13 protein-coding genes and 1 pseudogene are annotated in these 11,066 nt (G+C 68.1%); 9 read left to right on the top strand and 5 right to left on the bottom strand.

Features of this window, described 5'->3' with window-relative positions; translation table 11 throughout:
- Positions 1-34: 34 nt before the first annotated feature.
- The gene (locus GA0115254_RS08800; RefSeq protein ID WP_093894716.1) at positions 35-400 is read right to left on the bottom strand and encodes a VOC family protein; all 366 of its coding nucleotides are present in this window, start codon (positions 398-400) and stop codon (positions 35-37) included.
- A gap of 92 nt (positions 401-492) precedes the next feature.
- Between GA0115254_RS08800 and GA0115254_RS08795 the strand changes: the two genes are divergently transcribed.
- The 3 genes from GA0115254_RS08795 (at position 493) to GA0115254_RS08790 (ending at position 1,957) form a co-directional block, all read left to right on the top strand.
- Positions 493-1,458, top strand: coding sequence for a helix-turn-helix transcriptional regulator (locus tag GA0115254_RS08795; protein WP_093894715.1), 966 nt, complete (start codon positions 493-495; stop codon positions 1,456-1,458).
- A gap of 122 nt (positions 1,459-1,580) precedes the next feature.
- Positions 1,581-1,706, top strand: a complete 126-nt coding sequence (locus GA0115254_RS45730) for a hypothetical protein (protein WP_256102454.1) — start codon at positions 1,581-1,583, stop codon at positions 1,704-1,706.
- A gap of 41 nt (positions 1,707-1,747) precedes the next feature.
- Positions 1,748-1,957: a hypothetical protein gene (locus GA0115254_RS08790; RefSeq protein WP_093894714.1), complete on the top strand. Its 210-nt coding sequence runs from the start codon at positions 1,748-1,750 to the stop codon at positions 1,955-1,957.
- Positions 1,958-2,207: 250 nt separating this feature from the next.
- Here GA0115254_RS08790 and GA0115254_RS08785 read toward each other — a convergent pair whose 3' ends face one another.
- A complete protein-coding gene (locus GA0115254_RS08785; protein WP_093894713.1) occupies positions 2,208-2,606 on the bottom strand; it encodes a winged helix-turn-helix transcriptional regulator in 399 nt (132 codons plus the stop codon).
- Positions 2,607-2,684: 78 nt separating this feature from the next.
- Here GA0115254_RS08785 and GA0115254_RS08780 point away from each other — a divergent pair, with 78 nt between their 5' ends.
- Positions 2,685-3,638: a zinc-binding dehydrogenase gene (locus GA0115254_RS08780; RefSeq protein WP_176740034.1), complete on the top strand. Its 954-nt coding sequence runs from the start codon at positions 2,685-2,687 to the stop codon at positions 3,636-3,638.
- Positions 3,639-3,911: 273 nt separating this feature from the next.
- On the opposite strand, the gene GA0115254_RS08770 is transcribed toward GA0115254_RS08780, so the two are convergent.
- Positions 3,912-5,210, bottom strand: coding sequence for a transposase (locus tag GA0115254_RS08770; protein WP_256102453.1), 1,299 nt, complete (start codon positions 5,208-5,210; stop codon positions 3,912-3,914).
- Between GA0115254_RS08770 and GA0115254_RS08765 the strand changes: the two genes are divergently transcribed.
- Together GA0115254_RS08765 and GA0115254_RS47180 are read left to right on the top strand one after the other, a co-directional pair.
- A protein-coding gene (locus GA0115254_RS08765; protein ID WP_370740841.1) for an IS5 family transposase occupies positions 5,169-5,977 on the top strand; the annotation gives its coding sequence in 2 pieces (ribosomal slippage) (positions 5,169-5,517 and positions 5,517-5,977; 810 coding nt in all). The genes GA0115254_RS08770 and GA0115254_RS08765 overlap by 42 nt on opposite strands.
- Positions 5,978-6,381: 404 nt before the next feature.
- A pseudogene (locus GA0115254_RS47180) lies at positions 6,382-6,570 on the top strand (transposase); the annotation flags it as partial.
- Positions 6,571-6,688: 118 nt separating this feature from the next.
- Here the strand turns inward: GA0115254_RS47180 and GA0115254_RS08755 are convergent.
- Positions 6,689-8,305, bottom strand: coding sequence for a bifunctional NAD(P)/FAD-dependent oxidoreductase/class I SAM-dependent methyltransferase (locus GA0115254_RS08755; RefSeq protein ID WP_093894710.1), 1,617 nt, complete (start codon positions 8,303-8,305; stop codon positions 6,689-6,691).
- Positions 8,306-8,371: 66 nt separating this feature from the next.
- Between GA0115254_RS08755 and GA0115254_RS08750 the strand changes: the two genes are divergently transcribed.
- From GA0115254_RS08750 to GA0115254_RS08740, 3 genes are all read left to right on the top strand, one after another.
- Complete coding sequence (locus tag GA0115254_RS08750) at positions 8,372-8,938, top strand: helix-turn-helix domain-containing protein (protein WP_093894709.1); 567 nt, start codon at positions 8,372-8,374, stop codon at positions 8,936-8,938.
- Positions 8,938-9,174: a Tn3 family transposase gene (locus GA0115254_RS08745; protein WP_093894708.1), complete on the top strand. Its 237-nt coding sequence runs from the start codon at positions 8,938-8,940 to the stop codon at positions 9,172-9,174. The genes GA0115254_RS08750 and GA0115254_RS08745 overlap by 1 nt, the downstream gene beginning before the upstream one ends.
- Before the next feature lie 225 nt (positions 9,175-9,399).
- A complete protein-coding gene (locus GA0115254_RS08740) occupies positions 9,400-9,759 on the top strand; it encodes a hypothetical protein (RefSeq protein ID WP_093894707.1) in 360 nt (119 codons plus the stop codon).
- Positions 9,760-9,771: 12 nt separating this feature from the next.
- Here GA0115254_RS08740 and GA0115254_RS08735 read toward each other — a convergent pair whose 3' ends face one another.
- Positions 9,772-10,806, bottom strand: a complete 1,035-nt coding sequence (locus tag GA0115254_RS08735; RefSeq protein WP_176740031.1) for a MerR family transcriptional regulator — start codon at positions 10,804-10,806, stop codon at positions 9,772-9,774.
- Between the last annotated feature and the right edge of the window lie 260 nt (positions 10,807-11,066).

The following is an 11,066-nucleotide window of genomic DNA, read 5'->3' as shown; positions in this document are numbered from 1 at the left end:
CTCTTATCGTGCGCGCCTGCCGCATTGCGGCCTGTCAGTCCCTCGGTGCGACGCGGATACGGTTTCCGTCAGGATCGGCTGCGAGGAAGGTCAGTCCGAACCCCGCATCATGAGGCTCCTGCAGGATCGTGACGCCCTTGGACTTCCACTGTTTGAAGATCGCGTTGACCTCGTCGGGCCCACTGTCGATGGCCAGGCACACCTCACTGGTACGCGGGACGTCCGCTGACAGATCCTCGAACTGGCCGGACCACACAGCGAGGTCAGCGCCTGGCCCGAGGTCGAAGGTGATGTATCCCGGAGTCTCGAACGACGGGCTCATGCCGAGGAGGTCGCCGTAGAAACGTGCTGCGGCGGGAGCGTCGTTCACGTAGACGATGGACACGACGGATGTGGTCATGGTTCTTCCTTCTCGCAGGTCGTGGGTACGCATCCGCCAGCCTGACCGGGATATGCGCCGCATCATGTCGCAATTCCTGAAAAACTTGGCGTGTGACCCCAGACCGCTTCTTCTCCCTGATGCTGCTCCTGGCATCGAGGAATGCCGTGACCACACAGGAACTCGCCTCGGCGCTCGGGGTGTCCCTTCGAACCGTCACCCGGGACCTGAACTGGCTCCGCGAGGCCGGTCTGCCGGTGACCGCGCAACGGGGCCGCCTCGGAGGCGTGACCATGCTGCCCGGGTCCGGGCTCGACCTCACGCGACTCACGCCGGGCGAGCGTGATCATCTGTCGCTCGCCGGGCTGGACGAGAAGCAACGTGCGGAGCTCGACGCATCGGTCGAAAGCCGGCGCGCGCTCTCCAAGATCGCCGCTGCACAGCCACGTCGAGTTGATGAGCTCCTGCCGCTCACCGACGTAGTGCACGTGGACAGCCGCCCCTGGCTCCAGACCCGTACCTCCGGCACGACTCCGGCTTCGCTGATCGGCCCGGTGCGGCGCGGTCACCGACTACGGATCGAGTACGACAGCCCACGCGAATCATGCCCACGCGACCTGGTCGTGGATCCCTACGGGCTGCTCGCCAAGGCCGGCAGCTGGTACCTCGTCGCCGACTGCGCCCGATTGCCCCGGATGTACCGACTCGAACGGATCACCACGTGGAAAGAAGTCGACCAGCCACGACGGATCCGCGAGAGCCAGACCCTGGCCACCGTCGCTGCAGCGCTCGTTGACCAGTGGGAACATGACCATGCGATAGAGATCAGAGCCACCATCGACCAGACCCAGATCGAGCGAGCGCGACGGATCCTCGGCCAACGACTCGTCCAGGACGACCATGAGGAATCCACCACCGGCCACAAGGTGAGGATCCGCTTCCTGCACCTGGAGGACGTGCGAACACTACTGCCGTTCGGGAGCACCATCACTGTGCACGGCCCCACCGAAGCCAGGGCTCACCTCCGCGACCTCGCCACCGACCTCGCCCACCACTATGCGCCGTCACCAACGTCCTGACCCGCAACAACTACTGATCACACCGGCTCGGAGAAGCAAAGGCCGGGTGGCGCCTTCGAGTTTCTCGCAGAGCCCCTGGCTGCAGCTACGCCGGACGCGACCGCATGGTCCCGCTGCACGTCGTGCGTGAGCATCACCAGCTCCTGCCCGACGTCGACCAGCTCCACCGCGAGGGCTTCGCCGCAGTGCACCCGATCTCCGAACTCTTTGCCGCATCCGGCGCTCTGCACCGAGGTACCCGCCGCTGACCCAACTGCCCTGCACGTTCTTGACCGACACGGAGGAAGTCATGGCATGCAGCACCCGTCCCGTCATCCACTACAACGCGACCCGCCCCGACGGAACCGTCCCGCCCACCTGCGAGCACCTCGCCCGTTACTACAGCGGCCTGGGCGAGACCATCCCGACCGTCAACCTTGCCGACTACATCGGCGAGACCGTCGACCACCCCAGCCCCGGGCAGAAGTGGTACATGGACAAGCCCTTCTTGGCTTTGTAGGTGGAAACGGACACCACTTGTCGACGGGTCTGAACACCACTTGCCGATCACAGGGCCGCGAAATGTCGATGAGAACTGACACCACTTCGGCGGGGACAGCCGACGTTCGCAGGCATTGACGGTGGGTGCTGCCGCCCGTTTAAGGACCTGTCCGGGCGATCATGCAGGTCTCGTGACGCCGATAGTGGGCCCTTCGCTGCCCGCTGGCTGTCGGTGAATCGCAGAAGCCCGAGAGCCGGTCCGGGCCCGTTCAGTCGGTGTGAGATCCCTGCTCCGCCGCGGTGTCGTAGGCGGCGCGGGCCTCGGTGATGGCGGACCGATGCCGCTCGGCCCAGCCCACCAGCCCGGTCAGCGAGGTGTGGAGCTCCCGGGCCATGGGCGTAAGGCTGTACTCGACCTTGGGCGGCACGGTCGGATACACGGTGCGAACGAGCAGTCCGTCCCGCTCCAGCCTGCGCAGGTTGAGGGTGAGCATCCGTCGGCTGATGCCGTTGATGGCGCGTTCCAGTTCGGTGAAGCGGACCGGGCCGTGGGCCGCGGCGATCAGGATCCCGATGCTCCACTTGCCCGCCACGCGGTCGAGCACCTCGGTAACCGGGCAGGCTTCGTCCCGTAGCGCCTCGGCAACATGGGTGTGACTGCGTGACATAAATGTGCCTCCTTCCGCTGACGAGCAAGGTTACCGACGATGACTGCTGTAACACGTCGTGAACCAAAGGAAGAAGACATGTCCGTGCGTGCTCTCGTTGTCGATCCGTCCGTACCCGCCGCTGTCCGCCTCGCCGAGGTTCCCGACCCTGCGCCCGGGCCGGGCCAGATCCTGGTGGACGTCTCTCACGCCTCTTTGAACTACGGCGACCTCAACGACGCCCGCTCCGGTCGCGTCCCCGCAGGCGCGGTACTCGGTTCGGACGCTGCCGGAGTGGTGGTTCGAGCCGCAGCCGACGGAACCGGCCCGGCGGAGGGCACCCGGGTGGTGGCTTTGACCTCGGGGGCGTTCGCCGAGCGCGTCGCGATCGACGTGGGTTCGCTCGCCGAGATACCGAAAGGCTTGGGACCGGCGCGGGCGGTCGCTTTGCCGGTCGCTGGAGTGGCCGCACTGCGCTCGCTGCGGGCCGCCGGGCTCGGACCGGGCAAGAGGGTGCTGATCACCGGCGCCTCCGGCGGGGTCGGCCGGTTCGCCGTCCAACTGGCGGCGCGGGCTGGTGCGCACGTGATCGCGTCCGTGGGCTCGGCTGCCCGCGGGGAGGGGCTGGCCAAGGCTGGCGCCGACGAGGTGCTGATCGGCCTGGAGGGACTCCAGGGACCGGTCGACGTGGTCATCGACAGCGTCGGCGGCCCCCAGCTGGTTGAGGCGTGGAACCTGCTCGCTCCCGGAGGCAGCGTGCAGAGCGTCGGCTGGACATCCGGGGAGCCGGCGGTCTTTCCGCCGTACGCGACCGTCGGCCCGGCCAAATCGCTGACCTCATTCGTCATCGAGGGCGACACCGGCGCGGACCTGGCCGTTCTCACCGAGCTAGCCACCGAGGGGGCCGTCACCGTCGAGATTGGCTGGCAAGGATCCTGGGAGCGCTTCGACGAGGCGGCCGAGGCGCTTCGCGGGCGCCTGATCTCCGGAAAAGCGGTCCTGGAGGTGGCATGCAGTGAGCTGCACGCCACGGTACCTTCTCCGCGGGACTAGGTCTGACCGGACGATCACGTGCGGAGCCAGATGACCAGGGCAGCTGTGGCGGCAGTGCCAAGGAAGATGTAGCCGCGTCTGTGACAGCGAGTGGCCACGGCCCGGAACTGCTTCAGCCTGTTGATCGCCCGCTCGACGGTGTTGCGCTTCTTGTACCGCTCGTCGGCGAAGCCGGGTGGCAGTCCACCGCATGCCCCTATGCCCAGGCGGGCGGCCCGGCTGTCGGTCTTTTCGGGCCTTGACCCAAGGCCGGGTAGTTAGCGTTTTCGCTGGTCACGCAAGTGGGGCTGGGGACCATGCTGTTGCGGCGTAGAGGCCGGGGCCGAGTTTGTGGATGAGGCTGCTGGCGGCCCATCGATTCAGTTGTCTATACATGGTTTCCAGGGTGACATCGCCGAAGTGGGCGGCGATGTCACGGGGTTGCCAGAGACGCGTGGGGTCTTCGTGGAGCAGGGCCAGGATGCGGTGTCGGCGCCGTGCGGAAGGGGCGGCGTGCCGGTCGTCCTGGGAGGCCGTGGGCAGCGCGGGTTGATCCACGGGTTCGATGACGGTGACTTCGAGGCGGGTGACGGTATGGCTTGTGTCGGGCCGGCCGTCGGCGTGGCGCTCGCTGTAGCGGGACATCGGTGACTTGGCCTTGCGGGTGCTGACCCGTTGCCGGCGGGTCGGGAGCAGACCGGTCAGGATTCGACGGCCGATCATTCCGAGGAGAGAGTCCCGATCGGTGTCCGCGGTGACGATGCCGTTGGCCTGGATCACCTGGTCGCGGGCGGTGTGGAGCGTGATGCTGAAACAGCAGCGGTCCGGGTCGGTGCCGGGGAGGGACTCGGCGGCACCGACCATCACGGTGCGTAGGGCCTGGTAGAGCGTGAGCAGTGACCACATCTCCTGCTCGATGCCTGCCGGGTCGCCCGAGCGCAGGTTGCGGCCGTTCATGATTGTGTGGCGGAGCGCGTAGTACGCGGATTCGTGTTCCCACCGCTGGTGATAGAGGCCCACCAGTGCGGTGGCGGGGTTGCGGCGGGCGTCGGTCAGGGTGGTGACCAGTCGGTAGGACCCGGTGAAGGATGTGCCGTCCGTGCAGGTCACGGCGATCTGTGCGTCGATGATCCGCACTTTCACGGTGCCGATCACCGACAGGTAGGAGCCGTCAGCGAGGCGGGTGAGGACCGGCGTGCGCCGGTTGCTGCGGAGCCGGCCCAGGACCTGGGCGCCGGTGTCGGTGACTGCCGCGAGGAAGGCATTGCTGTCGAATCCTTTGTCCCACAGCACCAGCATGTCCGGCCGCAGCAGATGCAGCAGCCGGCCGGCGTAGCTCGTCTCGCCCTCGGCGGTGGGGCCGAACACCGCGCCGACCAGGGCCCGGGTGCCGGTCTCGACCAGCGTCATCAGCTCAAGCGTCGGGTAGCCATGATGCGAAGTCCTGCCCAGCCAGGCCCGGTTCCGTTCGGAATCGGGAACCCTCAGCGAACTGCAGCCGTCGAACGACACCGTCCGGTACGAACTGAAACGCACACCTGGCGTCGTCGGCTGGGCCAGCAACCCGGCCAGCACCTCGAACAACGCCCGCACCGGCGCGCTGGTGGGAGGGTAGTGCCACCTGCTCCGGCGCGGCCACAGGGCGGCGGCCGGCGGCGCTACGGCGACCGGGAGGTGTTGGCGGCGATCATCTTCGTGGCCACTTCAGGCTGTACCTGGAAGCAGTTGCCTCCGTCGTTCGGGCCTTCGGGGCCGACGGCCCACCGGCGCTTCAGCGAGTGGTCGAAGGCCTGGGTCTGGGCCAAGCTGCATCGCCTGGTGCTGGACGAGCTCGGCTCGCGCGGGCAGCTGGACTGGTCGCGGTGCGCGATCGACTCGGTGAACATGCGGGCGATGAAAAGGGGGACCTGACAGGTCCGAATCCTGTAGATCGCGGCAAGTACGGGTCGAAGATCCACTTGATCACCGAGCGCACCGGTCTGCCGCTGTCCATTGGCATCTCGGGTGCAAACATGCACGACAGTCAGGGTCTTCAGCCGCTCGTGCGGGGCATACCGCCAATCCGTTCCTGCAGGGGACCGCGGCGTCGCAAGCCCGGCAAGTTGCACGGCGACAAGGGCTACGACTACCGGCACCTGCGGCAATGGCTCCGCAGCAGGGGCATCACGCATCGCCTGGCCCGACGGGGCGTCGAGTCCTCCACTCACTTGGGCCGCCACCGCTGGGTTGTCGAGCGGTCCGTGGCCTGGCTCGCCGGATGCCGCCGACTCCGCCGCCGCTACGAGTGTAAAGCCGACCACTTCCTGGCCTTCACCAGCATCGCCTGCACCCTCATCTGCTACCGCAGACTCACCAAATGAGACCACTTCTTAACTACCCGTCACTCCAGCTCGACTCATGCGAACCCGAGTATCGGGGGATCGCTGAAGGCGTCGAACGTCGCATCGATCGGGTCCTGGCCAAAGAGCGATGACATTTGCTTCCGGCTCGGGGCCGCTTCCCGCCTGACGGGCACTCGGGAAGAAAGTTCGGCCGCTGCTCCCGCCTGGCGGGACGTCCCGCTGATCGGCCTTTTCTTGCAGGTCAGAGCCGTGTGGCGTGGTCTGCATGACAGTGGATATCAGGATTGTCCGAGCCGGTCAGATATACCGCTACTACCTGCGCCAGACCGTTGTCGGCGACGGACGCCGCCCGGCCCGCACGCCGCTGCGCGCCGCCCAGGAGCAAGCCGGTGTCCCGGCCGGGCGATGGATGGGCCGCGGCCTGGCCGTGCTCGGTGGTGGCCGCGCTGGAGACCGGCCGCACGTCCTGGACAGCGGTGCCGGACGCGGTCCGCCTGGAGCCCGGGGCGGACGTCGCCGCGGTGACCACAGTCCAGATCCGCGAGGTCATCGAGCGGATGGTGGATGCCGGGCAGTGGCAGCCGGGCGACCCGGAGGTGCTGGTGGTGATCGCCCGCCACAGGTGCCAGACGTCGTCGGGCCGACGGTGCGCACGCGCTTCTGTCCACACGGCCCGCGTTCGTGCTTCGACACGGACGCGGGCCGCTGCCATTTACTGGTGGCGCCGGCTCAGCTTGCTCGCCGGGCGCGCAGCACCCGGTCGTCGGCGTGGTGGGCTGCGCTGGCCGAGCCCGGGGGACGGGGGCGCTTGTCGTCGACCTCGATGGTCCAGCCGGCCGCGGCCTTGATCGCCGTCACGAAGTCGTCGATGTGCAGGTAGGCGTCGGGGTCGAACGGGCGATGCCCGTGCTGTGGGTCGCGCATCGCCTCAAGGTCGTGGCTGAGGATGACCAGGGAACCGCCGGGGGCGACGGCGTCGAGCACATTGTGGACGCCGCGCAGGTCGGGCGTACGCGGGATCGACGCGTACGCCGCCGAGACGAGGTCGAACCCGCCCTGTGCCGACCCCTGGGCGAACGGCTCCCAGGCGTTGGCATTGGCCAGCTCACACGTGACAGTCAGGTCGCGCCGCTCGGCCTCGACCCGGATCCGGTCGAGCGCGCGCGAGGAGATGTCACTCGCGGTCACCTCCCAGCCCTGCTCGGCCAGCCAGATCGCGTCACCGCCCTCGCCGGCGCCGACGTCGAGCGCACGACCGACGGGCAGGTCGGTCACTTCCGCGACCAGCGAGCCGTTCGGGTTGCCGCTCCAGACCGGGTCGCCGGAGTAACGGTGATCCCAGTCGGCGACGGAGCCGGACGGGCGGGCCGCGGTGCGCACGTCCTCGGCGGCGAGACTCATCGCGACGGCGCCACCGACGCGGCTGCCGTGAGCGGCGGCCGGGAGCACCTGCTGGCTGGGGTCGGTGATGCTGCCGACCGCGTAGACCCCGTCGATGGCGGTGGCGCCCATCGCATCGACCTCGATCACCTCGCCCATGCCGGTCGGGTGCGTGGTGGGGCGCAGCCCGAGCTCGGCGAACGGCTCGGCCCGCGGGTGGAGGCGCGGTACCACGAGCATCGCGTCGACGTCGACCCGTGATCCGTCGGCCAGCTCGACCGCGGTCAGCCGGCTGTCAGCGTCAGCGAGGACACGTCGTGCCGTGGTGGCAACGCGGACGTCGACACCCGCCGACGTGAGCGTGTGGACCTCGGACTCGTCGACCTCGACGCCGTCCGCGATCAGCACGGTCAGGTGCGCGGTCAGCTGGCGCAGCAGCGGCGCGACGTGCAGCCCCATCGGATGGGTGACGAGCTGGACCAGCCGCTGGTCGCGCACCTCGTAGCCGTGGCAGAACGGGCAATGGATCACCGCCCGGCCCCAGTGATCCGCCAGTCCCTCGACCTCGGGAAGCTCGTCGACCAGGCCGGTCGCGACGACGATCCGGCGGGCGACGACGGAGGTGCCCTCGGCGAGCTCGACGACGAAGAGCTCGCCGCCCCGGGCCACCCGCACGGCGCGGCCGGACAGCACCTCGCCCCCATAGCGGCGCACGTCCACGCGACCAGCGGCGAGCAGCTCCGCCGGGTCTGTGCCGTCGCGTCCCAGGAAGCTGTGCATGTGCGCCGCAGGCGCGTTGCGCGGCTCGCCGGAGTCGACCACGATCACCGACCGGCGCTGCCGGCCGAGCTGCAGGGCGGCGGCGAGGCCGGCAGCCGATCCGCCGATGACGGCGACGTCGCAGTGGCGGACGACGGTCGGAGCAGGTACGCCGGAGGTAGCGGGGTCGGTGTGGTGATGGCTCATGTCCTCCACCGTAGAAACCCCTGGCGTTATATGCCAGACTTCTTGCAGAATTCGCAAGGAGTCAATGTGAGTCAACTCGCCGACATCGAGCACGTCGTCCGGACCCGGCTGCGCAGCCTGCGCACCACGCTCGGGCTCTCCCTCGACGAGCTCGCAGCGCGCACCAACCTGAGCCCGTCAACGATCAGTCGCGTCGAGACCGGGAAGCGCACGATCAGCCTCGACGTACTGCTTCCGCTTGCCACCGGCCTCCAGGTCGGCCTGGACGCACTGCTCGACGTGAGCGGCGACGACGACGTGGTCATCCGCCCCACGCCGAGCCGGATCGAGGGGCGCACGACGTGGGCGCTGAGCAGGCCGGACAGCAGCACGGTCGCGGTGAAGATGCTGGTTGAGCCGACCGCGGCCCGGCCACAACAGCGCGTTCACCCCGGCCACGACTGGCTGTTCGTGCTCAGCGGGCGGCTCCTACTCCTGCTCGGCGATCGCGAGATCACCGTCGAGGCCGGCGAGGCGGCCGAGTTCGCCACCATGACCCCGCACGCGTTCGCCGCGGTCGACGGCCCGGCTGAGCTGTTGATGATCTTCGACCGCGACGGGCAGCACGCGCACGTGCATCGCGGGAAGGAGTGATGACCTTCTACCGACCCTCCAAACAGACGGAGTACGTGCACATCGACGCCCTGTTCGGCGAGCCCGGCAAGAACACAATCGACTTCGACCTGATCGAGTCCCAGTTCCGCCACCTGATGCGCGTGGCCGTCTCGGTACGCGAGGGCGCCATCTCCTCTTCCACGCTGCTCAAGCGCCTGCGCTCCGGGTCGCGGAAGAACGCCACCTACGCCGCCTTCCGCGAGGTCGGCCGCTGAGGTCAACGCCCGGGTACTGGAGTTCCTGGAAGACATCGAGGGACGGACCGAGGCGCGCCGACGGGCGAGCAGCTGACCCAGAAGTGTCAACAACGCTCGTGATCAATACACCGTCGTTGTCTGATGGTGCCCGCGAGAGCAGAGTCTGGGCGTGAGGGTGAGGCGATGCGCGACGTGCGAGGCGTACCGTGGCCGGAGGCTGGCCGCAGACTCTTGGGCTGCTGGGTGCTGTGTACGGTGATGGCTGGCATCCTCAGCCTTCCCGGCGACTGGTCGTCGGGGACGGCCGTCGCGCCGGTGGTGATGACGCTGGCCCAGTGGTTCTGGCAACGGCACCGCTACTGGATCGCCGGCGGTGAACCCGGAGTCGCGGGCGCGATCGTCGCCTTCCTGGTGGTCGAAGCGGTCCGCCCGGGCCTGCGGAACCCCTTGGCTGCACCGCTCGGCGTGGCGATCGGCGTGACGGTTTCCCTGGCGGTCTTCACCATCGGCTCACGCTGGGAGGCGCCTCCAACGGCGGAGTCACGGGTTCACGCGAGCGTAGGTCCCACAGAGCACGGACAGGCTGACCAACCGACGTCATGACCAACCCAAAGATCATCCCACCCGGTCAGCCAACGTGACAGTGTCGGTCAGGCCCCTCGAAGTCGAAGGTGCACTGGCCGCTATCGAGATCGATAGTCCGTCGGTTAGCCATTTATGAGCCACGGTCATATTCAGCACGCGCCCGCCGGTGGCGATGCCGACCAGGGACCAATAGCGTTCCAGGCGGGGGTCGAAGCCGGATGACCTCGACACCAGCTTATGCAGGTATTCGCGGAAGGCGGGGGTGTCCGACTCCCGCCGGGCTCGTGCGTGGGCGGATACGAAAGCGTTCACCGCATCCCCGGCGCTGGGCGGCAGACCCTGGGCCAAAGCGGCGGCTGTCAGAACGGCAGCATCGTCGATCTCCCCGTAAAAGGCCGGGGCGTCCCTCATCTCTTCGTCGTGGTCCTGGGTCCAGCGGGTGAAACTGGGTGTGGAGATGAGCAGATGAAGCTCGGCGTGGGCCAGGGCCATAGCAGGATCGGGGTCCTGCGGCGGGTCGGGGGACAGCATGGCGATCATGATGTCGAGCTGTCGCTTGGGCATGGCCGCGGACAGCTCGCGATACCAGTGATCGGTGAGAGTGCGATGCGCCTGCGGGAGCCGCTGCACGCGAGAGAGGATCTCCAGACGCCGGAGCCGTTCCTCGCTCGGGCAGTCGTCCAGGGACTTGAGTGTGGCCTGGCGCCACCGCAGTTCGGTCAGTCGTTCCTGCACCACTTCGAGCTCGGTTGCCACCAGTTCGTTGAAGGAGCACTCACCGGTGACCACCTGCGTGATGGTCGCGATCGGAGTGTCCAGCGCCCGTAGGCGTCTGATGAGACGGATCCGCTCCCACGCCTCAGGACCGTAGCGCCGATGACCACCGGTGCTACGGCTGGCCACGGGCAACAGACCGCTGTCGGAGTAGTAGCGGAGGGTCTTCACCGGGACTCCCGTTCCGGCCGCGAGTTCACCGATGCTCCACGTGTCTTGCGTCACAGTCTCTTGAACCTCCAGCGCGCGGGAGGTTCTAGCGTATTGAGCACTGACCGCGTCGGTCTGCACCGTTCCCCACCGCTCAGGCCTCGTTCCGGCCTGACCGGCCTGACCGGCCTGACCGGCCTGACCGGCCTCGTCCGATCCCGTCCGATCCCGTCCGACCAAGAACGGTGGGTACGTATGTCCCCGACCACGACAGCACCGCGTCCATGCCGAAGAGACAGGCCCCGTGCGGTGCTCTTCCCCTTGCTCTGCGCGATGGCACTACTCACAGCCACCGCCGTACCGGCGGCCGCCTGCCGGGCGACCCGATCCGCGACTGTCGC

The sequence above is a fragment of the Streptomyces sp. Ncost-T10-10d genome (assembly GCF_900091955.1).
In the GTDB taxonomy this organism is placed as follows: Bacteria; Actinomycetota; Actinomycetes; order Streptomycetales; family Streptomycetaceae; genus Streptomyces.
This window is presented reverse-complemented; position numbering and strand designations above follow the sequence as displayed.